Origin of the sequence: Brachyspira pilosicoli, from assembly GCF_008016535.1 — a bacterium.
Lineage (GTDB): Bacteria > Spirochaetota > Brachyspiria > Brachyspirales > Brachyspiraceae > Brachyspira > Brachyspira pilosicoli_A.
In genome coordinates this window covers 1-25,957 of the sequence record NZ_SAXY01000053.1, presented here as the reverse complement: position 1 = coordinate 25,957, position 25,957 = coordinate 1, and the positions used below count along the sequence as shown (strand labels likewise).

Here is a 25,957-nt window from a genome sequence, read left to right as displayed (position 1 = left end):
TTATTTATTTACACGTTCAACGTAGCTATCATCTCTAGTATCTACTTTAATTTTATCTCCAATGTTTATGAAAAGAGGAACATTAACTTCTATGCCAGTTTCTAATTTAGCAGGCTTTAAAGTACTTCCTGTAGTATCTCCCTTAAAACCTGGCTCTGTATATGTAACTTCTAAAATCACATGTATAGGGAATCTCACAGCGGTAACTTCATCATTTATATATTGTAAATCAACTTCACTGTTATCTAAGAGATAGTATTTATTATCTCCAAGTATATCTTCGTTAACATGTACTTGTTCATAATTATCAAGTATCATGAATATATACTCATTTCCTTCATTATATAAATACTGAGCTTTTTTGTATGCAATATCAGCCTCTTCAACAGTTTCAGTAGAAGCAAAAGTTTTTTCAACCATATTGCCTTTAATCATATTTTTTAATTTAGTTCTAACATTTGCTTTTCTCTGCTGAGCTCTGTGAAAGTGAGCGTCTATTACTAAGTAAGTTTCGCCGTCTAATATAATAGCATCGCCTTTTCTTAAATCATTAACGTCCATAAATAAACCCTCTAATTATTATAATATATTTTTTAAGATAGATAGTTTAAGCATTATATTTTATTAGTAAAAAAATAGCAAATTAAATTAATTTAAAGTTAATAAAAATACTAGCTAATTATTATTTTTATAAAGAGCTAAAGTCATTTAAGTATTTTTATGCTTAATATATTTATTGTGAATATTAATTTGTTTTTTGTTATATAAAGGTTTATATATTTTGTTTTCTTATAAAAAATTAAATATAAAAAGTACAAGAAAGTATATATAAGTATTTTTAGCATTATTTTTTATACATATGTATGATATTTTTTAATAAAGTTATTAATATTTTATCAAAATAATAATGTAAATGTAAATCTTTACTTGCAAAAAATTATTATTTTGATAAAATATATACAAATACATACTAGTAGAATTTTATAAATTTACACTAAATTATAATAATTTCTAATACGATAATATTTTTTAGAGTTTTAAGGAGTAATATAATATGTCTGATATAAATAAAAAAGCAGCAGATGGCATAAATGAATTTGGTAAATCTTTTAGAGTTTTATTAGTAGATGATTCGGCATTTGTGGTAAAACAATTGCAGCAGATATTGGTATCAGAACAGTATACAGTAGTAGGTACAGCAGAAAACGGCGAAGAAGGCGTAATGATGTATAAAGAATTAAAACCGGATTTGGTTACTATGGATATTACTATGCCTAAAATGGATGGTATTACAGCTCTTACAAAAATAATAGAGTTTGATAAAAATGCGAAAGTTGTTATGGTTAGTGCTTTAGGTAAAGAAGATATGGTTAAAAAGGCACTCCTTGCTGGTGCTAAAAATTATATTACTAAACCTTTGGATAGAAAAAAAGTTCTAGAGCGTATAAAAATGGTTCTAGATAAGAAATGATTTAAAAATACGGTATCATTAATTTGAGTAATAATAGTTTAAGTGAAGAATATTTATATTTATTCAAGGAGTTTATATATAATAAAAGCGGGATACGTTTTAATCTTATTAATCAGGTAATATTAGAATCTAGAATAGAGTCTTCTATGAAAGAAAGAAATATTTTTGATGTAGGAGATTATTTTCATCTTATTTCTACAAATAGACAAGAATTAAAATTATTTTTAGATAATATCACTACAAATCTTACTAAATTCTTTAGAACAGAGAGTAATTTCAATTTATTAAAAAATAAAGTTTTGCCTATAGTATTAAGCAATAAAAGATATTCAGAGCCTATACGCATATGGAGTTCTGGCTGTTCTACAGGAGAAGAAGCGTATTCCATAGCAATGACTTGTATGGAAACACCAAATATATATAGAAGTAATGTAAAGATATATGCTACGGATATTTCTATTCAATCTTTAGATGTGGCAAAAAAAGGCATTTATGATAAAGATAAGGTTTCAAATATAAGCAATGAATATTTAACTAAATATTTTGATGAGATGCCTAATGGAAAATATAAAGTAAAAGATGATATAAAAGATATGGTTAGTTTTGAATATCATAATCTTATCATTCCTAATAATAGATATTTAAATATGGACATAGTTTTTTGTAGGAATGTGCTTATATATTTTGATAATGAATCTGTTAAATTGACTGTTAATAGATTTTATGATATATTAAATAAACATGGATTTTTATTTATAGGGCATAGTGAGTCTTTATTTGGACTTGATACAAAATTTAAATTTAATAATATAGATGATTCGATTGTATATACTAAAAGTGAGGAGGTATTTTAATGTTTAGAAAGAATGAAATATCAGAATCAAATTCTATAATAGGTGAAGGTTCATATTTTAGAGGTGAGTTTACACTTAACGGCAGTTTAAGAATAGATGGTTGTTACGAAGGTGACAATCTTGAGGTTGATAGCCTTACTGTAGGAAATAGCGGAAAGTTAAAATCTAATATAAAAACTAATTCAGCTATTATAGAGGGTATAGTAATAGGAAATATTGAGGCAAAAAATAGAGTGATGCTTATGCCTACAAGCAGAGTTCTTGGAGAGATTCGCACGCCTGAACTTATTATACAAAACGGTGTTATACTTGAAGGAGTTTGTATAGTATCGCCTGAGCCTAAAACTAACCCTAAAGAAACTATACTTAATTTATATAACTCTTCAGATAATAATCAATAATATTATAATATGCCTTATTTATATGATGTTGAAAGAAAGATTAATGCAAAAATCATTATTGTAGCTTTAGCAGGTATTATTATAATAGCTGTATTATCTTATTTATTTATTTCAAACTATATAGAAAGAAAGAGAATTAGATATATTTATGATTATATAGCTTTAGAAGATTATGATAATGCTTCTTTTATATTTAAAGATCTTTACAGCAAAAAGCCTTTAAATAAAAATATATTAATGGCAGGTATTGATTTATATTATAATATTCTTTTAATAACTACAGATAAAGATATTATTACAACAGCAAGCGAGAATATTACTAAATATGCCAAGCAGATGTTATTAACATCAAAGTTTATAAAGAATAAATATATAATATATCAGAGATTAGCTTATGGATTTCAGAGGCTTGGAAGTTCTTATTATATTGATTCTTATAATTCTTATTTAGAAGCTATAAAAAATGGCGATAATAGAGTATCTACAGTGATAGAGCTTGCTAAGATATGTTATAAGATTGGATATTATAAAGAGGCGATAGATAATTTAGAATATGCTATAAAAAGGGATACAGAGAATAATAAAGAGTTTTTGAACTTAGAATTATATTATGAGCTTGCTGTTGCTTATGAAGGAAATAAAAATTATACTAAAGCAATACAAATACTTTCTTATATAGACGGCAAGTTTAACAATGATTATAAGCTTGAGGCTAAATCCTATTCTAAGCTTGGGGATTTATATTATAGGCAGGGGCTTTATAAAGAAAGTGAATTTTTTTACAAAAAAGCATTATTATTAGATGACAAAAATCCTGATTTATATTATAGTATAGGGGAATTATTTAGAAGAACAAAGCGAGTTAGTGAAGCAATTGCTATGTTTAGAGAAGCATTAAAAATAGATAATAACTATAAACCCGCTAGGGACGCATTAAGGAGATTATAGTATATATGTTTAATTGGTTGTATAATATGTTCTCAAGTGATATGGGAATAGATTTAGGTACTGCAAACACTTTAGTTTATGTTAAGGGAGAGGGGATTGTTTTGGCAGAACCTTCTGTGGTTGCTATAGAGAAAAGTACGGGTAATGTTATAGCTGTTGGTAATGAGGCTAAAAGAATGTTGGGTAAGGTACCGAATTCTATAGCTGCTATAAGACCTATGAGAGACGGAGTTATTGCAGATTTTGAAACTGTTGAAAAGATGATAAGATATTTTATTAATAAAGTTCATAATAAAAAGACTTTAGTAAAGCCTAGAATTGCTATAGGTATTCCTACAGGTATTACAGAAGTTGAGAGACGTGCTGTACGTGAGAGCTGTGAGCAGGCGGGGGCTAGAACTATATTTTTGATAGAGCAAGCGAGGGCTGCTGCAATTGGGGCGGATATGCCTATTAATGAGCCTCATGGAAATATGATTATAGAGATAGGGGGAGGTACTACTGAGGTTGCTGTACTTTCACTTGGAAGTATGGTTCGCAGTGCTTCTATACGTGTGGGAGGCGATGAGCTTGATGATGCTATAATAAAATATATGCAAAGAACTCACAACTTATATATTGGTGAAAAAACTGCTGAAGAGATTAAGATTAATATTGGGCATGCTTATAAGGGTGATATATCTAAGACTATGGACATAAGAGGACGCGATTCCGTATCTGGTCTTCCTAAAACTTTAACTATAAACAGTGCTGAAGTAAAAGATGCTATATCCGATATATTACTTGAGATATTGGAAGCTGTAAAATATGTACTTAATCAGACCCCTCCAGAGATAGCTGCTGATATTGTTGAGAGAGGTATTGTTATGAGCGGCGGTACTTCTTTGCTTCCGGGTTTTACAGATTTAATATCCATAGAGACAGGTGTTCCTGTTATACTTGCAGAGAGTCCTCTTACTTGTGTGGCTATTGGATGCGGTAAGTTTATAGAAGAAACTAGAAATTTAAAAAACTATAGAAGATTTTCTTAAAAAGTGAATAATATATTAAAACACAAATTACTTATACTTTATATTACGTTAAGTCTTGTAGCGTCAATATTTATGGTGCTTAATAGGAGTAATTTTGTTTTTGATTTGCGTTCTATATATGCACTCGGTGTTTATCCTGTACAGAATGCTACGCAGAATATATCAAAGGCTTTTGTTTATCTTTATACAAGCATTACAGATATATTTACATTACAAAGTCAGCTTCAAGTGCTTAGAGATAGAATAGCAGAATTAAACGGCACAGCTTTAGAATATGAACAGCTTCGTCAGGAGAACTCAAGGTTAAGAGCATTATTAAATGAAGCTCCAACCGATGAATACCCATTAGAATATGCTGAGATAGTTTCAAAAGACCCTCAAAACTTCTACAATACTATAGTGATTAACAAAGGAAGGGCTCATGGTATTGTTGTGGGCATGCCTGTAATATCATATAAAAGCGGATACAAGGGGCTTGTTGGTAAGGTTGTAGAAGTGAGAAAATACAATAGCAGAGTTTTATCTCTTATAGATGAAAGGTCGCAGATATCTGTTATGCTTGAGAGTTCTAAGGCTACTGGTATTATGAGCGGTCAGAATCCTCGTTCTACTCAAACACATTTACAATATATTGATTTGCAGATTGATGTTGAAGAGGGAGAAAAAGTTTATACTAGCGGAATGGGCGGAGTTTTTCCTAGTGGAATATTAGTTGGAAGTGTATTTAAAGTTGAGAAGAAAAATTACGGACTCTTTCACGATTTATACATTGAGCCTATAGTTGATTTTTCAACTTTAGAGAATGTATATGTGATAAAAAAGATTCCAGACAGAGAAATTATTATGCTTGCTAATGAAGAATATGAAGAGGGTGAAGTTACAAATAGATGAAAAGAGCAATAACCGTTATAATAAGTTCACTATTACTTTTAATAATACAATCTTCTCCTGCTTATGATTTGATTAGAATAACATTGGGTGCTAAGCCTGATTTGCTTCTTATATTTTTAGTATTTTTATCATTTAGATATGGTTCTTTTGAGGGAATTATATATGGCTTTTTAATAGGAATTATGCAGGATATTGTTTCTAACTCTACATTTGGTTCTTATGCTATAATATTTCTTAATATTGGTTTGGTTGTTGGTTTCTTTAACAGCAGAATATTTATTAAACAAATTGCAGCTGGAATATTTGTTACTTTAGTTGGGTATTTAATAAAGATTATTGCTTTATTTTTTGTAATGGCAATATATGCAGATTTATCAAGTGTTGCTGTACTCATGCGTTCAGAGTTGTTTGTAGGACTTCCTCTCACTGTAATAGTTTCTTCACCATTATTTATACTATTTGAAAAGATTGCTCCTATAGTGTATGATAAAAACAAAATACATGTAGATGATAGCACTAAAGGATATATAGATTGAGATATTTTAAATTTTATTTAATATTATAATTTCATATATAGTGAAAAATTATATACTTGGAGATTTTTATGAATAAAATTATAGTATTTTTATTTATAATATATATATATATATATATATAACGTAGAATTATATAGCCAGTATTTAGAAAATAATGATTCATTAGAAAATAAAATGATTGAATATAGAGAAGAGAAAAAAGTAAAATGGCAATATAATCCATTTAGAGAATTTGAAACTGATAAATATCTATATGGTTGGCTTGATCCTAATGTATATAATAGTAAGTATTGGTTTGGAGATATTTTAAATATAAAAGAAATGTATGATAAAGGGAATTATGATTTTGATTCTGTACTAATATTTCATCAGCCTACACTTGCTACAGAAGCAGCTCCTATAGCATTTGAGTACCATAATGATCATAGATTTAGAATAGGAATTGGTTATTTAACTCAATTCTTTTTATCAGCTTATCCTACAGGTTATGATAGATATTATGGTATTAGTTTAATGTACGCAACTCATATGCAAGTTGAGGCATATTTTGATTATATTTATAAAAATAAATTGAGGATTAGATTTACTCCATTAAGGCATACTTGTTCTCATATAAGCGGAGATATATTGGGTGATAGTGAACTTTATGATAAAAATAATGAAGAGTTTAGAGATGTTGGGTTTGAACAGATGCATTTTTCTGCACATTATAATTGGGGTTGGTTTACATTTTATGGAGGAACTGCTTTTGCTATTACAGGATTTAAAAAATCAAATTTTGTTAATCTTTTTAATGTGTATTTTGGTACGGATTTTAGACTTCCTATATGGGGTGAAATAAGTTTTATAACAGGCATATATGTGGCGGCAAATTATGATGAAATAAATACAGTAAGCAGAAAAAAGAAAGGAGATGGTTATACAATAATTGATAGTTATAGTAAATTTTATCCTCATATATCTGTTGGTGTTGGGTTTGAAATTTATAGAATAATTTTTGCATTTAAATATGAGTATTTGAGATCAAGACAATTATATTCCTATAAAAAAATGGAAAACAAAATAGGAATGGAAGTAAGTATATTTCTATAATTTATTTTATAAATTTAATTTTTATTTATATTCTCGGTTTTGTTTTTTCTTATTATTTTGCTGATTATTATTTTGTTTACTCACCAAAGAAGCAAATATTACCCTGCCTGCCTCTTTAGGAAATACGTTATCTATTTCTATATCAACAGTTTTGCCTATTAAATGTTTAGCATTATCTACAACTATCATAGTGTCGTCTTATAAGTAACCTAATGCCTGCTTATGATTTGATTAGAATAACATTGGGTGCTAAGCCTGATTTGCTTCTTATATTTTTAGTATTTTTATCATTTAGATATGGTTCTTTTGAGGGAATTATATATGGCTTTTTAATAGGAATTATGCAAGACATTGTTTCTAACTCTACATTTGGTTCTTATGCTATAATATTTCTTAATATTGGTTTGGTTGTTGGTTTCTTTAACAGCAGAATATTTATTAAGCAGATTGTTGCTGGTATATTTGTTACTTTAGTTGGATATTTAATAAAGATTATTGCTTTATTTTTTGTAATGGCTATATATTCAGATTTATCAAGTGTTGCTGTGCTTATGCGTTCAGAGTTGTTTGTTGGACTTCCTCTCACAGTGATACTTTCTTCACCGCTATTTATACTATTTGAAAAGATTGCTCCTATAATCTATGACAAAAATAAAATACATGTAGATGACAGCACTAAAGAATATATAGACTAAATTTTTTAAAACTATTAAACGAAATATTTTTATTACTTCAAATAATTCTTAAAAACAATATTAAATAAATTTATTCTTGACAATTTTTATATTTGTTATTATTATAAATAGAAATATAAGAAATAGTGTATAGGTGATTATTTATGAATGAGAAGAGAGAAAAGCTTTCAAGCAGATTAGGATTTTTATTAGTATCAGCAGGTTGTGCTATAGGGTTGGGTAATGTGTGGAGATTTCCATATATTACAGGTCAATACGGCGGAGCTGCTTTTGTTGTTTTATATTTAATATCATTAGTTATATTAGGTCTTCCAATACTTATAATGGAGTTTACTGTTGGACGAGCTGGCGGAAGAGATTTGGCTGGTTCTTACAGAAACTTGGAAAAAAAAGGTCATAAATGGCATATAATTGGTTATGTGCAGATTTTTGGCTGTGTTTTACTTTTAATGTTTTATACTACTATAGCTGGCTGGTGTTTATATTTCTGTTATTCTATGGCTATGGGTTATATGGAAGGATTAACTCCTGAGCAGGTTCAGGCATTTTTTGGTAATATGCTTGCTTCTCCTAAAACATTAATATTTTGGATGTTTGTTGCTGTTATCATTGCTAGTATAGTTTGTTTTAAGGGGCTTGAAAATGGCGTTGAGAAGATAAGTAAGATTATGATGACTTTACTTTTCTTTGTACTTCTTATTCTTATAGTGAGAGCTGTTACTTTGCCTAATGCTAAAGAGGGACTTAAATTCTACTTGCTTCCAAATTTTGCAAATATGTTTGGTGACGGAATTGCTGGCTTTTCTAAAGTAGCTTATGCTGCTATAGGTCAGGCTTTCTTTACTTTAAGTTTAGGTATTGGTGCTATGACTATATTTGGAAGCTATATAGATAAAAATTATTCATTAACAGGCGAATCTATAATGGTTGTTATATTAGATACTTTAATAGCATTATTATCTGGTCTTGTAATATTCCCTACAACTTTCTCTTTTGGTGTAAATCCAGGTCAAGGTGCTGGTTTAGTATTTCTTACTTTGCCTAATATATTTAATTCTATGGTTTTGGGCAGATTATGGGGAGCATTATTCTTCTTGTTCTTATCTATTGCTGCTTTAACTACTATTATTGCTGTATTTGAAAATATTATAGCTTTCACTATGTCTGAAACTAAATGGAATCGCAAAAAAACTACAATAGTTGTTTCTATATCTATATTTATATTGAGTTTACCGGGTGCTTTGGGTTCTAATGTATTATCATTTATTAAACCTTTAGGTGAAGGAACTAGCATAATAGACGGTTTAGACTTTTTGGTTTCTAATAACTTCCTTCCTTTGGGCGGTATAATTATATTAATATTCTGTACTAGAGAGCTTGGTTGGGGTTGGAATAATTTTCTTAAAGAAGCTGATACTGGTAAGGGTTTGAAATTCCCTAAATGGTCTAGATTTTATGTTAGTTATATACTTCCTCTTATAGTGCTCACAATTTTTGTTGTTGACTATATTAATAAGTTTTTTCTAAAATAATAGGCTATTAAATGAAAGAAGAAGAGTTAAAGAAGCATATAGACATTATATACGACCATTGGTATGAAACTAATAGATTTTATCATATATGGGCAAAACAGTACGGAATAACAGATTTAACTTTGTTTACATTAGGGCTAATTTATTATAATAAAGAATGCCCTCAGAATATGGTTACAGAGAAATTGTGCATACCAAAGCAAACAAGCTGCTCTCTTCTTAATGGGCTTGAGAAAAAAGGATATATTACAAGAAAAATTAATGCTAAAGATAAAAGAAACAAAATTATTAGTCTCACTAAGAAGGGTATTAAGTTTGCCGAGCCTATATTAGAAAAACTTGAAAAGCTTGATACAGATATGCTTGCTTCATTAAAAGATGAGGATATAGTGAAGTATACAAATTGTTTAAAAGAGCTGATTAAGTTTATGGAGAATTATTCTAAAGATTGATTTTTAATATAAGCAAGTACTATAGCTTTATATGTTTGGAATATGTATAAACTATAAAATAATACCAACATTTTAAGCTAAAAAAATGCAGTTCTTTTGGTTCTTTTATACCAATAAAAGAACTGGGGGTGTGTACCCTACGGGCACGCTTCGCAGGGGGCAACGCCACCACAAATAAAAATATAAAAACTAAATTTTTATAAACTTGAAAATCTTTAGTATGAATTAATAAAAAATAAGGCTTATGATAAATATATTCATTCATCATAAGCCCCGTATTCTATACTAATTATTATAAACTTTAACGCTTTCCAAAATGAATACCTATAGAAAGCATAGTTCCTATTGAATGATGCTGATTTATATTATAGCCTCCAAATAAGTTATTTATATCGCTTTTATCAAATATCATATATTCATAAAAAATATTAACACCATATACAATAGCCAAAGTTTCATTAACATTATAAATTCTATTTTCTAAAAATAAATTAACGTATGGAGATATCGGAACTTTATTTGGTTTTATATTTAAATCATCTATTATAGGTATAAATTTAACACCTGAAGATAAACCGAAAACTAAATCTATTTTTGAATTTAAAACAGGAGTAAATATAAATTTTAATGCCAAACCAGTTGTTATTCCGCCTGCCTCTAATTGATTTATTTTATAATTATCATTTTTTAAAGATATCATTCGAGCATCTATTCCCGTATCAAATAATAAACTCATACTCCTAAAAGAAGATTTATTTATAGGAAAGTTATAACCTAATTGTAAATTTAAATCTATTCTTGGCTCAAAAACCCCGCCTGTTAAATCAGTAAAACTGTCGGCAAATCCAAATTTTCCAGCAAAACCTAATTCAAAAGCAGGAAAAAGCGTATTTGAAAAAATAAATATAAAAGAAATTATAAATATTTTTAATTTCATTTTAGTTCTCCTAATATATTTCGTATAGAATGTATTATATATTTTTTTATAAAAACATCAATAAGTTTGAAAGAGTTAAAAATTTTTAGTATATATTGAAATAATAATTTTCTATCAACTTTTTCCCGCCGCAAAAAAGTATAAATACTATAGCTAATATCTTAGGAATATGTATAAACTATAAAATAATACAAACATTTCAAGCTAAAAAAATACAGTTCTTTTGGTTCTTTTATACCAATAAAAGAACTGGGGTGCGGGGCAAAGCCCTGCAAATAACTAAAATACAAAACTTAAAAATTTTTAGTATTTAAAATAATAATTTTCTATCAACTTTTTCCCGCAGCTTACGCTCTGCGGACTTCGTCAAAGAACCAAAAAGTGCAAGTGTTTTAGCTTTGTACGTTTTGGATATTTATAAACTATAAGATAATACAAACATTTCAAGCTAAAAAATTGCAGTTATTTTGCTTCTTTGGGTCATACCCACAGGCACTTCCTTCGGTCGCCAAAAGAAGTGGAGCGGTTGTACAATCCGCTATAATAACAAAAATATCAAATTGACAAAACCTAATCACTTTAGTATAATTGAACGAGTATTTTTTTATAGGGCGATATATCAAAATGAAAGTAATACCTTCTGATAAAATTTTTAAAGATAGAAAAGAGAAAGTTACAGATAAATTATGTGCTGATTGTAATTCTTTATGCTGTCATGATTTGGTGATGGAAATATCTAAGCCTAAAAATGAAGAAGAATTAAAAACTTTGAAATGGTATCTTTATTTTAAGCATTCATTTATATTTATATATCAGGATACTTGGTATCATATGATAAGAAGCGAGTGCAGGTATTTAGATAAAAAAACTTATTTATGTACAAATTATGAGAATAGGCATGATATATGCACTAAACACAGCCCGCCTAAATGTGAGAGATATGAAGAGTGGTATGATGTAATATTTGATGATCAGTATGAATTAGAAAAATATGTTTATGAGAAAAAAATAATTAAAAAGAAATCTTCTAAATCTCCTAAAAAAATATCCAAAAAAGTAAAATAAAAAAATATATAAGCAATGAAAAAAGAAAAAATTGACAGAGTATGTATAACATATCCTCCTTTTGAATATAATAAAGGTTTTCCATTAATGTCTTTAAATAGGCAATTTCAATGGGTAAGAAATTTTAGTGCTAATTACCCAATGCTTTTAGCTTATGCTGCCACTTTATTAAAAAATAATGGCTATGATGTTTTTTTTATAGACACTATTGCAAGAAAGATGGATATAATAGATTGGCTTATACAAATAGACAAAATAAATCCGCAATTAATATTTTTTGAAGCTACTACTGCCACAATAAATTATACTTGGGATACTATTAATGCTATTAAAGATAAATATAAAAATGTTTATATAGTTTTAGCAGGCGACCATGTTACAGCATTGCCTGAAGAGAGTTTTGATAAGTCTGAAGTAGATTTTGTTATTGCAGGCGGAGATTATGATATATTACTTTTAAGCATTGTAAATCATATTAATAACGGTGAAAAATTAAAAGAGGGTATATATTATAGAACTTCTCAAGGAAATATTAGAAATACTGGTAAATGTAAACTTGATTATCCTTTAGATAGGCTTCCATTTATAGATAGAAATCTCACTAACTGGAAATTATATTCTAAAGAAAATGAATATTATAAAAAAACTCCAGCTACATTTATTATGTCTGGAAGGGGGGCTGTTTTTGGAAATTATAATTGTGCATCTTCCAATATATTATTTAATAATGTTAGATTAAGAAATCCTATTAATGTTGTTGATGAGATAGAATATTTATATAAAAGATACGGTATAAGAGAGTTTGTTGATGTTACGGTTTCTTTTCCTACAGGAGAGTGGCTTTCATTGTTTTGTCAAACTATGATAGAGAGAAAATTAAATAAAAAAGTTTATATTGATTGTCATATATATTTTACTGATTTGGATTATCATTATTATAAAATGATGAAAAGGGCTGGGGTTAAAACATTAATTGTAACTTTTCCTTCTGCTAATACTAAAACATTAGAAAAACTTTTTCCTTCGCATATAAATATAGATTCTGTTATTGAATCTATAAAAATGGCAAGGAAGGCTGGATTATTTATAGATATGATGGTTAAGATTGGCTATCCTTGGGAGAGCGAAGAAGATATTATATCTACTTTTGATGTAATAAAATATTTAATGATTAATGGCTATATAAATAAAATGAATACTTCAATCTTTGTTCCATATCCCGGTACTAATATTTTTAATTATTGCAAGGAGAATAATTATATTAAAACAGATAATTGGTTTGAATATGATATGCGTAGCAGTGTGCTGAAATTGGAAGTTGATGATATTTTTCAGTATGTGGAATATTTTTATAATTTATCTTTTAATCCTATGTATGTTTTGCATAAAATATTAAGTATTAGAGATATATATGATATTAAGCATCATATAAACTCTTTTAGAAATATAATATCATCGTATATCAATAGGGAGTGATAATAATAAAAAATATTATGGCTGAGATTTGGGACGTATATGATATAAATAAGAATAAAAAGAATAAACTGCATGAAAGAGGTATGCCTTTAGATAAAAATGATTATCATATAGTGATACATGCTTGGGTGGTTAATAGTAATGATGAGGTGATATTAACTAAGAGGCATAGCAGTAAAAAGATATGTCCTAATATGTGGGAATGCACTGAGGGTTCTATAGTTGCTGGTGAGAGCAGTGTTGAGGGAGCTATTAGGGAGTTAAAAGAAGAGATTGGACTATCTTTTGAAATTGATGAAGCTATATTTCTTACTTCGTTTATTCTTGATTTTTCTAATACTATAATTGATTCTTACTTGTTTAAAAGAGATGTTAATATAAATGATTTAATTTTACAAGAAAATGAGGTTAGCGAGGCAAAAATTGTTAATGAAAAAGTTTATAGAGAGATGTGTGAGAATGGAGATATTATTGAGTCTTTAAGATATTTTTATGATTTATACAAAAGACATATATAAGCATATTTTTATTCACTTTAAATATTTATTAATAATCCGAATATAATTCATATTATGTTTTAAAGGAATTAAAATATATTATGAATGATGAAGAAATATTAAAAATTTGGAATATGATAGTTTATCATTATGAAAAATATTTGGCTGATAAAGGTGTAAAATTACCAAAATTAAAAATTAAAAATAATTATACAAAAGATGCTTTAGTTTTAATTAGGCTCGCTAAAGATTATCCAAATACAAAAATAATATCAAAATCAGAATTAACATTATTTATTAAACAATTTTATCCAGATACAAATGATGTGCAGCAAGCAAGACATTTATCTATGCAAAGCGGCTGGAACATATTATCAGGAACTAGAGGAGACAGTAAAGAATATATACCAGCTGGTTCATATAAACTAATTGATCTTAAGACTCCATATACAGCTTTTTCTTCAGATAGAAGAGAAGGATTTATTGGCGATTGGGAAGAAATAAAAAAACATTATAATTATTGCTGTGCAGTTTGCGGTTCAAAAGAAGGTGAAGAACATTTATTTAGAAAAGGAGTAGTAGTAAAACTACAAAAAGGTCATATGAATCCAGCATTACCATTAGAAGAAGGCAATATAATACCTCAATGTCAAATTTGTAATAGAGCTGACAGAAATCGTTGGATATATGATAAGACAGGAAGAGTTAGTGCTGTTGCCAATACAGAAGATGGATTTAGGGTTGTTTGTAAATTTATAGAATCTTCGTCTACAGAAATGAAAGAGAAATTATTTGAAATATTAAAAAATATATTAAAAAAATGATGGTTCTTTTTCTAATTTTTCTAATCTTTTTTTAGCAATATTAAAATATTTTTCTTCTATTTCAAAACCAATAAAATTGCGGTTATTCATAATTGCTGCAACACCATGAGAACCGCTTCCTAAAAATGGGTCTAAAACTATCTGATTTTTTTTAGTGAATAATTTTATTAAATGTGATATTAGAATCACTGGTTTTATAGTCATATGTTCTAATTTTTCATTCGTCTCATTATTACGAACTTTTTTAGAAACTTCCATTACTGTACCTGGAAATTTTCCATCTAAAGTTTCATTGGTATTCATTAATCCAACGCCATATTTTTCCCAATTTTCTACAAAAGTTCCTTCTCTAGGTTTTTGAGCCAAAACCATAGGTTCTAATTGTGGCTTTAATTGCGGTGTTTTAAATCCTTTAAGTTCATTAATTAATTTTTCTTTTTCTTCTAAAGTTTTATTTTTATCCCTTTTAATAAAATGATCTTGTGAAAAAGCTTTTGCCTGACCTTCATACTTCCAAATCATTAAATCTCTAATTTCAAAACCAACAATATCTAAAGACATAGCCATTCTGTGATAAAGTCTTCCTTGTGAAAATATAACACAAAATCCACCAGGCTTTAATATTCTAAAAAATTCATTAGCTAAAGGTTCTAAAAATTGCTGTAATTGCTCTCCTTGTTTTCTATCAAATTTCATTCCAGCAGGTATTCCGCCTATTATTTTAGAATATTTAGTTCTTTTATTTAATTTACTATCATTCCAATTATTATCCATTCCATCAATAAAGTAAGGTGGATCTGTTACTATAAAATCTATATAATTATTTGGTATTTTTTTTATAGCTTTTCTGCAATCTTCATTAAATATTGTATAATAATTATTATTATATGATTTTATATTAGAAATTACATCAATATTTTTATTATTTTGAATTTCTTTAATAGGAGAGTTTACTAGATTATTTAACATTTTACGATGTCCTTATACATTATTTATTATACATTATAATACAATAAAGATATTCTTTTTCAAGTAGTTTATATTAATGCTATAAGAGCATATTATTTTTTAGAATTATTTTAGATTGAAAAAAAGAATTTATATGTTATAATAGCGACAAATCAAAAATGAAAAAGGATTTTCTTAAATGAGTTTAGAGGAATTATCTAATCAAGATACTATTGAAGCTAATAATAATGAGGTAAAAGCAGAAAGTAATTTTACAATAGATGAAAATGTATTAGAGAATAAGGAAGAACTTGAGAGGGTATTAGAAGCTGTTATATATGTAGAGGGTACGGTTTCTATATCTAGATTAAGAAATCTTTTTAAATGTGAAAATACTGATATAAGAAATTATATAGAAAATATTAATAATAGATACAAAAGCGTAGGAAGTGCAATAGAGATATTAGAAATAGGTGATAGTGTGATGATGACTATAATACCTTCTACATTTGGTACTTTATCTGCAATATATGACAGAAAACGTAAAAAGAAAATATCAAAAGCTATGCTTCAAACACTTTCTATTATAGCATATAAGCAGCCTCTTACAAAAGCAGAAATTGATGATATAAGACAAAGTGATAGTTCTTATCATCTTAGAATGCTTATGGAAGATGGTTTTATAGCTTGGAAAGGCAGAAAAGATTATCTTGACAAAAGACAAACTTATGGAACAACAGATAAATTCTTAATGCATTTTGGTATAAACAGTTTAGATGATTTACCAAAATTAAGAGAATTAAAAGATTTAGAGTTTAACAGAAACGATTAATTATTTAAATATATATAATTATAAAACTAAAATTTGTATTTAGTTTTATAATTATACTATTTTTTTATTGTAATATTTTATTATTAATTATTATAAAAGCCTAATTTTAATATTCTAAATCAACAGTAAAGTAATACATATCAGCTCTATAATATGCTTCTAAATACTCTAAAGGAATATTGTCTGTACAATAACTTACCCTTTCTATATATAAAATAGGGTCTCCTTTTTTTATATTTAAAATATTCGATATTCTTTTATCAGTATTTATAGCTGTTATTTTTTGTTTAGCATGTTTCCATATGATTTTATAATTATCTTTTATAAAAGTTCTTAAAGATTCGTTATTAAAATCTCTATTCAATACTTCAGGGCATCTGTCATATATAAGATTTGCTGACTCTAAACATATAGGTTCATTTTGCATAAGTCTAAGTCTTTCTATATTTATAAGTTTTGTATTGTTTGGTATAGATAGAGCTTCTGATATATTATTATTGCATTCTACAATTTTATTAGTTATAACTTTAGTAGAATGACTATATCCTTTATTTTTCATATTATCGTTAAAATCAATTATAGATGCTAGGTTATTTTCTATTTTCTGTGCTTTTACAAATGTACCAATACCTCTTTTCTTAGATATTAAACCTTCTTGTGATAGCATATCCATAGCTTTTCTAACAGTAATTCTACTCACTTTATATTTTTCTATTAATTCATTCTCTGTTGGAAATAAGTCATTAGGTTTGTAATCACCTGATTTTATTTTATTTAAAAGAATGTCATAAAGTTGATAGTATAATTGTACTCTGCTTGTATTGTCTATTATTTCCATAAATATCTCTTTTTATATTAAATTTAATTAGTTTTTTTAGTATATAAAATTTTAAATATTTTTACAATAATTATTTTATAATCCTAAAACAGATATAATACTTCCTATTACTCCTGCATTAATATCGTTATCAGAATATATAATATTTATATCATTTCTAGGATTTGGAGCTCTCAAATTATTTTTAACTTCATTTTCAAAAAAATCCAAAGGGAAGTTTTTCATAACAGGAACACCACCACCTATAATAACAGCATTTGGATCTAAAATGCTTATTTCAGTTGCTACTGCAATAGCAAAATATCTTACAAAATCTTTTAATTCTTCAATATCATCAAAATAATTAAATATTGATGATATATCTTTTATATTATGATTATTTGCTATTTGTTCTAATTTTCTGCCAGATACTAAAGTTTCTATGCATCCAGTTTTTCCACAATCACATTTATTATAACATCCTAAAGCAGGTATATGTCCAAGTTCTGCTGAACCTCCGCTAAATCCATAATGTATTTTTCCATCTACAGCAATTGCATTACCAAGTCCTGTGCCTAAATATATACCTACTATTATCCCATTTTTATCTAAATGATTTTTGTTAATATCATACAATAAAAGAGAATTAACATCTTTTTGAAGAAACACATCTATATTATATTTTTTTTCAAAAATGTCTGCAAGTTCTACATTCTCAAAATTATTTATCATAGGAGAAGACTGAGCTATTCTTCTTGTCTTATCTAGTAAAGAGGCTAGAGAAAAAGCAATAGCCTTTATTTTGTATTTTGACATAATATCATCTATTATATTTTTTGATAAGTATTCAATTTTATCATATGCATCAGAAAAATCTTTTGTTTTTATTTTGTTAAAATAAATAATATTTAATTCATTATCTATAATAGAATATCTTAAATTTGTGCCGCCTATTTCTATAGATATGTAATATTCTTTATTTTTCATTTTTATAAACCTTTATATTCTATTTTTACTTCCTAAAAGTTCTATCTTATGTGAGTATAGTTTGTGAAGTTCTTTTCTAATAGGTAATGTATATACTCTAGGGTCTATAGCTTTAGGATTTTCTGCTAATATTTTTCTTGTATAAGCTAAAGCAGTAATCCAACCATCAGAAGCTATGTTAATTTTACATATAGCAGTTTTGGCAATTTTTTTTATTTCATCTTCTGGTATACCTTCAGCCTTTACGATTTAAATATGCTTTAATATAATGCTTACCTCGATATTCTTTAGTATAAAGTTCAATAATTAAATTAATAGCTTCTTGATTATTAAAGATGTTTGGAGAAGTTTTCGGCTTAGTACTAAAATTAGCGACAGTTCCAGTGTCTTTATATTTCTTAAGCCAAGCATAAAAAGTAGATTTGGGTATTTCTTCTATCTTTAGAAATCTTTTAATATTTTTAGTTTTTAATGCTTCATCCACTATAAATAATTTAAATTCTGTGCTATAATCTCTTTTTATAGTAGTATCCTTTATTTATTTTCTATATCAAAATATTATAACAAGTATACTGCTTTTTTTATACTAAAAAATGTCCAATATCTCACACTCCTAAACATCAAGTATAAAATTGCACAGGTGCCAAACATATTGCAGTTAGGAATTCCTTAATTTATAAAAGTATAGCATAGGTGTATCATAATTTAAAGCAGAATGTATTCGTTTATAATTGAAAAAATGATTATATTTTTGTATGTTTTTATTTGCTTTCTTTAAGGTTAATTCTTTAGTACAAAAATTATAAAATTCTCTTTCGTCTATGCCGTGTACTCTTTCTACTACGCCATTGTATCTTGGTGTAGCTACAGGAATATATCTCCTCTCTAATTTATTTTTTAAGCAGTATTCATCAAAAATATTTATTTTAGGAGTATTAATACAGCGATAAGTATATTCTATACCATTGTCCGTTTGTATAGCCTGTATCTTAAAAGGTGAAGTTTTTAAGACATATTTTAAGAAAGATAAAGCACTATAAGGTGTTTTATCCTCATAGATTTCTCTCCAACTATAGCGAGTAGCTAAATCGACAGCAGTGAACTGATAGACTGTTTTTCTGCCTAATTTGATATATTTAGTGTCTATTTGAACTATTTTGCCTTCTTTTTGTATTTTAGAGACAAATTTACGTTTATCATATCGCTTCTTTTTCTTTTTTGTTTTATATCTCCAAAGATTATTTCTTTTTAGTACATTCTCTATAGCTGTAACACCTATCTTAATGCCTTTACGATTTAAATATGCTTTAATATAATGTTTTCCCCTATACTCTTCAGTATAGAGTTTAATAATTAAATTAATAGCTTCTTGATTATTAAAGATATTTGGAGAAGTTTTTGGCTTAGTACTAAAATTAGCGACAGTTCCAGTGTCTTTATATTTCTTAAGCCAAGTATAAAAAGTGGATTTATTTATTCTTTCCATCTTTAAAAATCTTTTAATATTTTTAGTTTTTAATGCTTCATCCACTATAAATAATTTAAATTCTGTGCTATAATCTTTTTTCATAGTAGCATCCTTTTTATTTGTTTTATGTTCAAAATATTATAACAAGGATACTGCTTTTTTTATACTAAAAAATGTCCAATATCTCATACTCCTAAACATTATTTTTTCATATTTTTGTTGACATATAAAAAAAATATATTATACTGAATTACATGTTATATTTAAACTTTTATCTAAACAGTCTACAGTCTACAGTCTTAAAAACACATTAATTTCTTATACTTTTCATAACAATTTTTATAATAATAAAAAGCAAATAAATTTATTGTCATTGCAGAAATTATTTTATTATCAATCATTATTCGATTTAATCTTTATTTTTAATAAAGATATATTATGAGGCTATTATATTTTTTATGATTAGATATCATCTAAATAAATATAAAATTTTATAACATTAGATAATATATAGGAGTAAATGATGAAAGAAAAACTTAAATTACTATTTAAAAGACTGCTTTTATTTTTTGGTGGATTTTTTTTAATTATGATAATATCAGGAATAATACTTAGTGCTTTGGATAGTGATGATAATACGGATGCATCAGATAAATCTATGACTGCCAATACTGTAGAAAAATCAAGTAAAAAATGGGATGAAAATTACAATGCTTTTAGAGAAGATGTAATTTTTTTATCTTTGAATGCATTATTTAAAGATATAGATAGTTATGAAATATCTCAAGCATTAAGAACATCTAGTACAGAAGAATTACATTCAAAAATGGAAAGTCATGCACTTTTGAGGAATTTTAAAGATGCAGTTTACTATGCTGAACTATGCTATTATACTGAAGTTGATTATTTAACAAAAGCTAAGTATCAGATTTATTGTTATTATTTTGCTACTCTGCTTTTAGCTAGACATTATAGCGAAGGAAATTATGATACTGAACTAAAAGAGGGAATAGGAAATACTGCTCTTTATTTTAGTCAAAAAGCATATTCTTTTATTAATAAATTAAATTTACCAAAATCTTTTTATGAAAATGATAAAGTTTTAAAAGAATTCAAAAAAGTTTTAGATGAATCTTTTAATAAATAAAAAAATAAATAATTTAGGAGTAAATGATGAAAGAAAAACTTAAATTACTATTTAAAAGACTGCTTTTATATTTTGTTGGACTTTTCTTATTTATGATAATATTGGGAATAATAAGTGTAATATTAACTTCAGATGAAGAAAATTTTTTTACTTATCTTTATGAAGGTAATACTGAGAAAGTTTTATATTATATAAAAAATAAAGATATCAATATTAATATTACAAATGAATATGGTGAAACGCCTTTAATGGTATCTATTTCAAGCAACTATACAGAAATGGCTAAAGAACTAATAAATTCAGGTGCAGATATTAACGCCAAAAATGCAAATTTTTACGAAAATTATACTCCTTTAATGTATGCTAGTAAAAATGGTGGAAATGAAGAAATAGTTAAACTTTTAATTGATAAAGGTGCTGATTTAGTAATCACAAATGCAGATGGAAGTTTGCATACTGCTTTAATGTATACTACAAATACATATATAGCTAAAATGCTTATAGATGCAGGTACTGATGTAAATATTACAAATAGAGTGGGAAATGCATTACTTCGAGATACTATCTGTAATTCAGAAATAGTAAAATTATTAATAGATAATGGTATAAAAATTAATATAAAAACTGAGTTCTTTACACCTTTATCTTATGCTGCTTATTTTTCTGACGATATTAAAACTTTAAAATTGCTTATAGATGCAGGTGCAGATGTTAATTATACTAATAAATTTGGCCGCACAGCTTTAATGTCTGCTAGTGAACGAGGCAAAGCTGAAGTTGTAGAAACTCTTATTAAATATGGTGCTTTAATTAATGCTAGAGATCATGAAGGAGTAACAGCTTTAATGCATGCTAGTAAACTAGGCAAAGCTGAAGCTGTAAAAACTCTTATTGAGTATGGTGCTTTAATTAATGCTAGAGATAGAGAAGGTAAAACGGCTTTGATGCATGTGCCTACTAATAAAAAGGATACTCGAATTTTTAAATATACAGACACTATAAGAATACTTAAAAATTTTGGTGCTTATTAATTAAAATATACATAACAACTATATTTTTATGGATATTTTTATTTTATTCAACTTTTTCCCGCCGCAAAAAGAAGTGGGGGTGTGGGGGCTAGTCCCCACAAATAACAAAAAACATTAAAACTAAATTTTGACAAAATATAATTGTTTCAGTATAATCTAAATATGACAGAAGAAAATAAAAAAGATTTGAGAATTATAAAAACTCAAAAATTATTAAAACAATCTTTACTCGAACTTTTTAAAACACATTCCTTTAATAATATCACTGTTACAGAAATATGCGAAAAATCTATGATTAATAGGGTTACATTTTATGACCACTACAATAATAAAGAAGAACTTTTAAATAGCATCATAGAAGATATAAAAGAAGATATTATAAAAGAATTGAGGGACGATAATTTAATTTATAATTTTAAAAAGAATTACAGAAAAATAATAGAAAAAATAATAAACTATTTTGACAATAATAAACAATATTTTAATACTTCATTAGTTAATTATAACAATACTCTTTTATTTATATCGCTTCTTCATAAGATTTTATTAGGATACTTAAATGAATGGTTAAAAGATGAGGAGAATATAGTAATACAAGAGTTTATATCAGGCGGGCTTGTTTCTATAATATATCATTGGATAAAAGAAGATAAGAATATAAATAAAGATATACTAATTAATAATATATGTAAGTTATTAGAAAAAAGTTTAAAATAATTATTTTAAATATTTAAGTTTAATAAAAATATATTATTAATTGTAAAAGTTTTATTTATGCTCTCTGTTTTGTTTTTTCTTATTGTTTTGCTGATTATTTTGAGGCTTAGTCACCAAAGAAGCAAATATCACCCTTCCAGCCTCTTTAGGAAGCACATTATCTATTTCTATATCCACACTTTTCCCTATTAAATGTTTAGCATTATCTACAACTATCATAGTACCATCTTCTAAATAACCTAATGCCTGTTTATCTTTACCTTCTCTTATTAAATCTATCTTTATAGTTTCTCCCGGAAGCACCACAACTTGTAAACAATTAGCTAAATCGTTAATATTTAATATATCAACACCATGAATAGAAGCTACCTTCATCAAGTTAAAGTCATTAGTAATCACTTTAGCATCCATTTTTTTGGCAAGCTCTATAAGTTTTAAATCCACTTCCTTGATGTTTGGGAAATCTACATCTGTTACAGAAAGTAATATATTTTTTGAAGATTTCATTTTATTGAGTATTTCTAAAGCCCTTCTTCCTCTTATTCTTTTTTGCTGATCTCTAGAATCACTTAAAAATTGTATCTCTTTTATTACAAACTCTGGAAGTATTAAAAGCCCATCAAAAAATTTTTTCTCTGCTATGTCATATACTCTACCATCTACTATAACAGAAGTATCTAATATTTTAGCTGTTTTTATTTTATCTGTTTTTGTTAGTTTTAATATATTTGATATATTTGGTATAAGTGATGATATTATAGCAAAAGTTAAATATCCTTCAATAAATAGTATTATAAGTTTTTTATTTAACGATAAATTGATTCCTATAATATTTATAACATTTAAAGTAAGTATTACAGTTATTATAGTGAGAAAAAATGATACGAAAATTACCAAAGTTGTTTTTGAAGACCTTTTTCTTATAAAAAATAAATCAAGCAATATCATAAGAATAGAACTAACAACAAAAAATATAATAGTATTTATATTAAAAAGTTTATTATAAATATAATCAAATATAAGTGCTAAAATAGAACAAGCAAAATAAATTATTCTCCACATAACAGTTTCTCCTTAAAAACTAAAAAGAGCTCAAGTTATTTTTTATATTTTTTTATTAGTTACAAATAGAATAAATTAATAAATATTTCACTCTTCTTTTTTCTTTTTTTTGGCAGGCTTAGCAGTATTTTTAGTTGGTTTAATAAGCTCTTTTTCAGCAGGTTTAGTTTTAAATTTTTTTGCTGATTTTTCTAGAGCATTTGATACTATATCTTCAATTTGATCTTTATCTTTTTTTAATGCTATGCTAATTTCATTTACTATAAACATGTATGCTTTTTCATATAAACGTTTTTCGCTTGCAGAAAGCTCTTTTAATTTATTTCTAGTAAATAAACTTCTTGCAACTTCTATAGTATCTTTAATTTCGCCGCTTCTTAATTTTTCTTCATTTTCTTGATATCGAATCTTCCAATTATTTTCTATATCATGAGGTTTAGTTTGTAACATGTTTAAAAAATTTTCAGCTTCTGCTTTAGATATTATTTTACGTATACGATATTCTTTAACTCTATTAATAGGAACTTTTAATGTGATGTTTTCACCTTCACATTCAAGTATATAGCATTCCACAACAGAAGAATTAACTTTATTATCAGATATGCCAACAACCTTGCATATTCCGTACATAGGGTAAACAACATAACTATTTACTTTATACATAATTCTTTTTAAATAAGCCTTTAGTTTATTCTAGTAATTTATTCTAGTAATTTATTCTATTAATTTAAAAAATATCTAGAGCCATTATATACTAAAAAAGCAAAAAATCAAGGAAAAATCAACTATATTTAAACCTATAGTTTCATATATTTATATTATATATAAGCTTTATTTTAATATTTAAAAGTATATTATATTAGAATAAAGTATATTTATAGAATTTTAATTATTTATATTATTATATAAAAAGATAATTAAATATTGTTTTTATAATATAAAACTATAATATTAACCTATTATAGTTTCAAGCTCTTTTACAATTTTATCTATCTCTTCATTGTAGGATTTGAACCAGCCGGTTTTTGTTAATTTACTTATTGTACTAAATTTTAAGTCTTTTATTTCATTTTTTTCTTTATCAAATGTTTTAGGATTAGAGAAATCAACTATAAACTTATCATATTGCAAATTAAAAGTAATATCAAAACATAGAAATTTATTTTTATCATCTATATTAGACACATAAAAAAAATATATAAAACCATTATCTAATATTTCATAATTTTGTTCATTTAGAGAATTATTCTTCACCCATTTAATAATTTCTTTTCTCAAATCATCGCCAGTTAAATTTGACGATAAAAATATACGCTGCTCTGAAAATAAACTAATAGTAAATAAAAACAATAATACAAATAAATATTTTAATTTACCTTTCATAATAATTATATTTCTTTTAAACTAGATAATATATTTTTTATTTTATTATAGTAATTTTTACTGTTCATAGAAGCTGCCATAAACTGATGATAATAATTATTAGTTTCAAGTACATATATAGTGTAATGCACATTAACATCTTTATAATTAGAATAAAATTCTGTAGTATAAACACTCTTTTTAGCTATAATATTTTTTTTGCTGCTTAATATTATATTATTTTCTCTTATACCATTTACCGTATTTTGATTATATTCTTCTAAAGTTATATTATTAAGTTCGTTTTTATTTTTTGAGAACATTATAAGACAAAGTGAATCTTTATTATTAATTAATTCAAGATTTGAGTTTTCATTAAGTTCATTTTTCTCTTTTGAAAGATGCCATTTATTAGAGAACTTCATCTCAAATTTTTTATCATAACTTTTAATATAAAAGTAAGATTTTTGTATTTGTTTAAAAATTAAATAAGAAGCACCAGCACCTACAATTGCTGAGCTAATAATTATCATTGGAATATTTTTTTTCATAATCTATATTCTTTTACTATATAAAATATAATATTACGATATAACATTTTTATTAAAAAATCAATAATATTTTATTAATATTATTTCATATTTTCTATTTTATTGTAATATACTTAAATCAAGTATAGAATGTGTCATGGAGCCATAGATATTGTACTTTTACTTGCTATAATATTTTTGATTCTTTCTTTGATTGTAATATACAATAACGAAGAAATCAATCTTTGATTGTTATAAAAATGTGTATATTCTTTTAATTTTTCTCTCAATAATTCTACTGTGATATTTTTATTTAATCGTGAATAAAATTCTCTTTCGTCTATGCCATGTACT

General features: G+C 26.1%; 31 protein-coding genes and 2 pseudogenes. 19 read left to right on the top strand and 14 right to left on the bottom strand.

Translation table 11 applies throughout. From position 1 onward, the window contains the following. Positions 1 to 561, bottom strand: coding sequence for an elongation factor P (gene efp, locus EPJ72_RS08750; protein ID WP_147731790.1), 561 nt, complete (start codon positions 559 to 561; stop codon positions 1 to 3). Positions 562 to 1,054: 493 nt separating this feature from the next. Between efp and EPJ72_RS08745 the strand changes: the two genes are divergently transcribed. The 8 genes from EPJ72_RS08745 to EPJ72_RS08710 all read left to right on the top strand — a co-directional run bounded on the left by EPJ72_RS08745 (position 1,055) and on the right by EPJ72_RS08710 (position 7,224). After that, positions 1,055 to 1,471, top strand: a complete 417-nt coding sequence (locus EPJ72_RS08745) for a response regulator (RefSeq protein WP_147731789.1) — start codon at positions 1,055 to 1,057, stop codon at positions 1,469 to 1,471. Positions 1,472 to 1,494: 23 nt separating this feature from the next. Further along, positions 1,495 to 2,325: a CheR family methyltransferase gene (locus EPJ72_RS08740; protein WP_147731788.1), complete on the top strand. Its 831-nt coding sequence runs from the start codon at positions 1,495 to 1,497 to the stop codon at positions 2,323 to 2,325. After that, on the top strand, positions 2,325 to 2,726 hold the full coding sequence (locus tag EPJ72_RS08735) for a bactofilin family protein (protein ID WP_147731787.1): 402 nt from the start codon (positions 2,325 to 2,327) through the stop codon (positions 2,724 to 2,726). The genes EPJ72_RS08740 and EPJ72_RS08735 overlap by 1 nt, the downstream gene beginning before the upstream one ends. 9 nt (positions 2,727 to 2,735) lie before the next feature. Further along, positions 2,736 to 3,674: a tetratricopeptide repeat protein gene (locus tag EPJ72_RS08730; RefSeq protein ID WP_147731786.1), complete on the top strand. Its 939-nt coding sequence runs from the start codon at positions 2,736 to 2,738 to the stop codon at positions 3,672 to 3,674. A 5-nt stretch (positions 3,675 to 3,679) separates the two neighbouring features. Further along, entirely contained in the window at positions 3,680 to 4,705 is a 1,026-nt protein-coding gene (locus tag EPJ72_RS08725) for a rod shape-determining protein (RefSeq protein ID WP_147731785.1), read from the top strand. A gap of 12 nt (positions 4,706 to 4,717) precedes the next feature. After that, positions 4,718 to 5,596: a rod shape-determining protein MreC gene (mreC, locus tag EPJ72_RS08720; RefSeq protein WP_439897269.1), complete on the top strand. Its 879-nt coding sequence runs from the start codon at positions 4,718 to 4,720 to the stop codon at positions 5,594 to 5,596. Next, positions 5,593 to 6,132: a rod shape-determining protein MreD gene (mreD, locus tag EPJ72_RS08715; RefSeq protein ID WP_147731784.1), complete on the top strand. Its 540-nt coding sequence runs from the start codon at positions 5,593 to 5,595 to the stop codon at positions 6,130 to 6,132. The genes mreC and mreD (EPJ72_RS08715) overlap by 4 nt, the downstream gene beginning before the upstream one ends. A gap of 174 nt (positions 6,133 to 6,306) precedes the next feature. Next, positions 6,307 to 7,224: a hypothetical protein gene (locus EPJ72_RS08710; protein ID WP_242004976.1), complete on the top strand. Its 918-nt coding sequence runs from the start codon at positions 6,307 to 6,309 to the stop codon at positions 7,222 to 7,224. A gap of 21 nt (positions 7,225 to 7,245) precedes the next feature. On the opposite strand, the pseudogene EPJ72_RS08705 reads toward EPJ72_RS08710, so the two are convergent. Then, positions 7,246 to 7,446 (bottom strand): annotated as a pseudogene (locus tag EPJ72_RS08705) (PIN/TRAM domain-containing protein); the annotation flags it as partial. On the opposite strand from EPJ72_RS08705, the gene mreD (EPJ72_RS08700) reads away from it, so the two are divergent. From mreD (EPJ72_RS08700) to EPJ72_RS08690, 3 genes are all read left to right on the top strand, one after another. Further along, positions 7,437 to 7,919, top strand: a complete 483-nt coding sequence (gene mreD / locus EPJ72_RS08700) for a rod shape-determining protein MreD (protein WP_147731782.1) — start codon at positions 7,437 to 7,439, stop codon at positions 7,917 to 7,919. The pseudogene EPJ72_RS08705 and the gene mreD (EPJ72_RS08700) overlap by 10 nt on opposite strands. A gap of 143 nt (positions 7,920 to 8,062) precedes the next feature. Next, positions 8,063 to 9,451 carry a sodium-dependent transporter gene (locus EPJ72_RS08695; RefSeq protein ID WP_147731781.1) on the top strand — a complete coding sequence of 463 codons (1,389 nt, stop codon included), beginning with the start codon at positions 8,063 to 8,065 and terminating at the stop codon, positions 9,449 to 9,451. Between the two features lie 11 nt (positions 9,452 to 9,462). After that, positions 9,463 to 9,903, top strand: coding sequence for a MarR family winged helix-turn-helix transcriptional regulator (locus EPJ72_RS08690; RefSeq protein WP_147731780.1), 441 nt, complete (start codon positions 9,463 to 9,465; stop codon positions 9,901 to 9,903). A gap of 301 nt (positions 9,904 to 10,204) precedes the next feature. Here the strand turns inward: EPJ72_RS08690 and EPJ72_RS08685 are convergent, their stop codons facing one another. Continuing rightward, complete coding sequence (locus tag EPJ72_RS08685; protein ID WP_147731779.1) at positions 10,205 to 10,840, bottom strand: hypothetical protein; 636 nt, start codon at positions 10,838 to 10,840, stop codon at positions 10,205 to 10,207. Between the two features lie 624 nt (positions 10,841 to 11,464). On the opposite strand from EPJ72_RS08685, the gene EPJ72_RS08680 reads away from it, so the two are divergent. The 4 genes from EPJ72_RS08680 (at position 11,465) to EPJ72_RS08665 (ending at position 14,702) form a co-directional block, all read left to right on the top strand. Next, complete coding sequence (locus EPJ72_RS08680; protein ID WP_147731778.1) at positions 11,465 to 11,905, top strand: YkgJ family cysteine cluster protein; 441 nt, start codon at positions 11,465 to 11,467, stop codon at positions 11,903 to 11,905. Positions 11,906 to 11,920: 15 nt separating this feature from the next. Beyond that, positions 11,921 to 13,381 (top strand): B12-binding domain-containing radical SAM protein, encoded by a 1,461-nt coding sequence (locus tag EPJ72_RS08675; protein WP_147731777.1) that lies wholly within the window; start codon positions 11,921 to 11,923, stop codon positions 13,379 to 13,381. A gap of 17 nt (positions 13,382 to 13,398) precedes the next feature. Then, complete coding sequence (locus EPJ72_RS08670; RefSeq protein WP_147731801.1) at positions 13,399 to 13,899, top strand: NUDIX hydrolase; 501 nt, start codon at positions 13,399 to 13,401, stop codon at positions 13,897 to 13,899. A gap of 80 nt (positions 13,900 to 13,979) precedes the next feature. Next, the gene (locus tag EPJ72_RS08665; protein ID WP_147731776.1) at positions 13,980 to 14,702 is read left to right on the top strand and encodes a hypothetical protein; all 723 of its coding nucleotides are present in this window, start codon (positions 13,980 to 13,982) and stop codon (positions 14,700 to 14,702) included. Here the strand turns inward: EPJ72_RS08665 and EPJ72_RS08660 are convergent. After that, the gene (locus EPJ72_RS08660) at positions 14,691 to 15,671 is read right to left on the bottom strand and encodes a DNA-methyltransferase (RefSeq protein ID WP_147731775.1); all 981 of its coding nucleotides are present in this window, start codon (positions 15,669 to 15,671) and stop codon (positions 14,691 to 14,693) included. The two genes, EPJ72_RS08665 and EPJ72_RS08660, sit on opposite strands and share 12 nt — an antisense overlap. A gap of 178 nt (positions 15,672 to 15,849) precedes the next feature. Between EPJ72_RS08660 and scpB the strand changes: the two genes are divergently transcribed. Continuing rightward, positions 15,850 to 16,482 (top strand): SMC-Scp complex subunit ScpB, encoded by a 633-nt coding sequence (gene scpB, locus EPJ72_RS08655; protein ID WP_147731774.1) that lies wholly within the window; start codon positions 15,850 to 15,852, stop codon positions 16,480 to 16,482. A 106-nt stretch (positions 16,483 to 16,588) separates the two neighbouring features. Here scpB and EPJ72_RS08650 read toward each other — a convergent pair whose 3' ends face one another. From EPJ72_RS08650 to EPJ72_RS13475, 5 genes are all read right to left on the bottom strand, one after another. Next, the gene (locus EPJ72_RS08650; protein WP_147731773.1) at positions 16,589 to 17,320 is read right to left on the bottom strand and encodes a GntR family transcriptional regulator; all 732 of its coding nucleotides are present in this window, start codon (positions 17,318 to 17,320) and stop codon (positions 16,589 to 16,591) included. 75 nt (positions 17,321 to 17,395) lie between these two features. After that, on the bottom strand, positions 17,396 to 18,286 hold the full coding sequence (gene alsK, locus EPJ72_RS08645; protein ID WP_147731772.1) for an allose kinase: 891 nt from the start codon (positions 18,284 to 18,286) through the stop codon (positions 17,396 to 17,398). Positions 18,287 to 18,298: 12 nt separating this feature from the next. After that, the gene (locus tag EPJ72_RS13780) at positions 18,299 to 18,517 is read right to left on the bottom strand and encodes a class II fructose-bisphosphate aldolase (RefSeq protein ID WP_439897268.1); all 219 of its coding nucleotides are present in this window, start codon (positions 18,515 to 18,517) and stop codon (positions 18,299 to 18,301) included. Between the two features lie 4 nt (positions 18,518 to 18,521). Beyond that, the gene (locus EPJ72_RS08635; RefSeq protein ID WP_158636892.1) at positions 18,522 to 18,770 is read right to left on the bottom strand and encodes a hypothetical protein; all 249 of its coding nucleotides are present in this window, start codon (positions 18,768 to 18,770) and stop codon (positions 18,522 to 18,524) included. A 174-nt stretch (positions 18,771 to 18,944) separates the two neighbouring features. Continuing rightward, the gene (locus EPJ72_RS13475) at positions 18,945 to 19,856 is read right to left on the bottom strand and encodes an integrase core domain-containing protein (protein ID WP_242004974.1); all 912 of its coding nucleotides are present in this window, start codon (positions 19,854 to 19,856) and stop codon (positions 18,945 to 18,947) included. 421 nt (positions 19,857 to 20,277) lie between these two features. Here EPJ72_RS13475 and EPJ72_RS08625 point away from each other — a divergent pair, with 421 nt between their 5' ends. From EPJ72_RS08625 to EPJ72_RS08615, 3 genes are all read left to right on the top strand, one after another. Continuing rightward, the gene (locus EPJ72_RS08625; protein WP_147731770.1) at positions 20,278 to 20,901 is read left to right on the top strand and encodes a hypothetical protein; all 624 of its coding nucleotides are present in this window, start codon (positions 20,278 to 20,280) and stop codon (positions 20,899 to 20,901) included. Between the two features lie 26 nt (positions 20,902 to 20,927). After that, a complete protein-coding gene (locus EPJ72_RS08620; RefSeq protein ID WP_158636891.1) occupies positions 20,928 to 21,932 on the top strand; it encodes an ankyrin repeat domain-containing protein in 1,005 nt (334 codons plus the stop codon). Between the two features lie 162 nt (positions 21,933 to 22,094). Next, entirely contained in the window at positions 22,095 to 22,649 is a 555-nt protein-coding gene (locus tag EPJ72_RS08615; protein WP_147731768.1) for a TetR/AcrR family transcriptional regulator, read from the top strand. Positions 22,650 to 22,700: 51 nt separating this feature from the next. Here the strand turns inward: EPJ72_RS08615 and EPJ72_RS08610 are convergent, their stop codons facing one another. The 5 genes and pseudogenes from EPJ72_RS08610 to EPJ72_RS13055 form a co-directional block, all read right to left on the bottom strand. Continuing rightward, entirely contained in the window at positions 22,701 to 23,711 is a 1,011-nt protein-coding gene (locus EPJ72_RS08610; RefSeq protein WP_147731767.1) for a PIN/TRAM domain-containing protein, read from the bottom strand. 87 nt (positions 23,712 to 23,798) lie between these two features. Next, positions 23,799 to 24,374 (bottom strand): CarD family transcriptional regulator, encoded by a 576-nt coding sequence (locus EPJ72_RS08605; RefSeq protein ID WP_147731766.1) that lies wholly within the window; start codon positions 24,372 to 24,374, stop codon positions 23,799 to 23,801. Between the two features lie 288 nt (positions 24,375 to 24,662). Next, entirely contained in the window at positions 24,663 to 25,094 is a 432-nt protein-coding gene (locus EPJ72_RS08600) for a hypothetical protein (protein ID WP_147731765.1), read from the bottom strand. 5 nt (positions 25,095 to 25,099) lie between these two features. Next, entirely contained in the window at positions 25,100 to 25,624 is a 525-nt protein-coding gene (locus EPJ72_RS08595; RefSeq protein WP_147731764.1) for a hypothetical protein, read from the bottom strand. Between the two features lie 134 nt (positions 25,625 to 25,758). Beyond that, positions 25,759 to 25,957, bottom strand: a pseudogene (locus EPJ72_RS13055) (hypothetical protein); the annotation flags it as partial.

Excerpts from the sequence above, each read along its gene's own strand:
- EPJ72_RS08685 (WP_147731779.1), bottom strand. The coding sequence starts at position 10,840 with ATGAAATTAAAAATATTTATAATTTCTTTTATATTTATTTTTTCAAAT.
- mreD (WP_147731784.1), top strand. The coding sequence starts at position 5,593 with ATGAAAAGAGCAATAACCGTTATAATAAGTTCACTATTACTTTTAATA.
- EPJ72_RS13475 (WP_242004974.1), bottom strand. The coding sequence starts at position 19,856 with ATGAAAAAAGATTATAGCACAGAATTTAAATTATTTATAGTGGATGAA.
- EPJ72_RS08600 (WP_147731765.1), bottom strand. The coding sequence starts at position 25,094 with ATGAAAGGTAAATTAAAATATTTATTTGTATTATTGTTTTTATTTACT.
- EPJ72_RS08735 (WP_147731787.1), top strand. The coding sequence starts at position 2,325 with ATGTTTAGAAAGAATGAAATATCAGAATCAAATTCTATAATAGGTGAA.
- EPJ72_RS08595 (WP_147731764.1), bottom strand. The coding sequence starts at position 25,624 with ATGAAAAAAAATATTCCAATGATAATTATTAGCTCAGCAATTGTAGGT.
- mreD (WP_147731782.1), top strand. The coding sequence starts at position 7,437 with ATGCCTGCTTATGATTTGATTAGAATAACATTGGGTGCTAAGCCTGAT.
- EPJ72_RS08605 (WP_147731766.1), bottom strand. The coding sequence starts at position 24,374 with ATGTATAAAGTAAATAGTTATGTTGTTTACCCTATGTACGGAATATGC.
- EPJ72_RS08710 (WP_242004976.1), top strand. The coding sequence starts at position 6,307 with ATGATTGAATATAGAGAAGAGAAAAAAGTAAAATGGCAATATAATCCA.
- EPJ72_RS08675 (WP_147731777.1), top strand. The coding sequence starts at position 11,921 with ATGAAAAAAGAAAAAATTGACAGAGTATGTATAACATATCCTCCTTTT.
- EPJ72_RS08610 (WP_147731767.1), bottom strand. The coding sequence starts at position 23,711 with ATGTGGAGAATAATTTATTTTGCTTGTTCTATTTTAGCACTTATATTT.
- EPJ72_RS08745 (WP_147731789.1), top strand. The coding sequence starts at position 1,055 with ATGTCTGATATAAATAAAAAAGCAGCAGATGGCATAAATGAATTTGGT.
- EPJ72_RS08670 (WP_147731801.1), top strand. The coding sequence starts at position 13,399 with ATGGCTGAGATTTGGGACGTATATGATATAAATAAGAATAAAAAGAAT.
- EPJ72_RS08615 (WP_147731768.1), top strand. The coding sequence starts at position 22,095 with ATGACAGAAGAAAATAAAAAAGATTTGAGAATTATAAAAACTCAAAAA.
- EPJ72_RS08620 (WP_158636891.1), top strand. The coding sequence starts at position 20,928 with ATGAAAGAAAAACTTAAATTACTATTTAAAAGACTGCTTTTATATTTT.
- EPJ72_RS08625 (WP_147731770.1), top strand. The coding sequence starts at position 20,278 with ATGAAAGAAAAACTTAAATTACTATTTAAAAGACTGCTTTTATTTTTT.
- EPJ72_RS08660 (WP_147731775.1), bottom strand. The coding sequence starts at position 15,671 with ATGTTAAATAATCTAGTAAACTCTCCTATTAAAGAAATTCAAAATAAT.
- alsK (WP_147731772.1), bottom strand. The coding sequence starts at position 18,286 with ATGAAAAATAAAGAATATTACATATCTATAGAAATAGGCGGCACAAAT.
- EPJ72_RS08695 (WP_147731781.1), top strand. The coding sequence starts at position 8,063 with ATGAATGAGAAGAGAGAAAAGCTTTCAAGCAGATTAGGATTTTTATTA.
- efp (WP_147731790.1), bottom strand. The coding sequence starts at position 561 with ATGGACGTTAATGATTTAAGAAAAGGCGATGCTATTATATTAGACGGC.
- EPJ72_RS08680 (WP_147731778.1), top strand. The coding sequence starts at position 11,465 with ATGAAAGTAATACCTTCTGATAAAATTTTTAAAGATAGAAAAGAGAAA.
- EPJ72_RS08665 (WP_147731776.1), top strand. The coding sequence starts at position 13,980 with ATGAATGATGAAGAAATATTAAAAATTTGGAATATGATAGTTTATCAT.
- EPJ72_RS08650 (WP_147731773.1), bottom strand. The coding sequence starts at position 17,320 with ATGGAAATAATAGACAATACAAGCAGAGTACAATTATACTATCAACTT.
- scpB (WP_147731774.1), top strand. The coding sequence starts at position 15,850 with ATGAGTTTAGAGGAATTATCTAATCAAGATACTATTGAAGCTAATAAT.
- EPJ72_RS08730 (WP_147731786.1), top strand. The coding sequence starts at position 2,736 with ATGCCTTATTTATATGATGTTGAAAGAAAGATTAATGCAAAAATCATT.
- EPJ72_RS08690 (WP_147731780.1), top strand. The coding sequence starts at position 9,463 with ATGAAAGAAGAAGAGTTAAAGAAGCATATAGACATTATATACGACCAT.
- EPJ72_RS08725 (WP_147731785.1), top strand. The coding sequence starts at position 3,680 with ATGTTTAATTGGTTGTATAATATGTTCTCAAGTGATATGGGAATAGAT.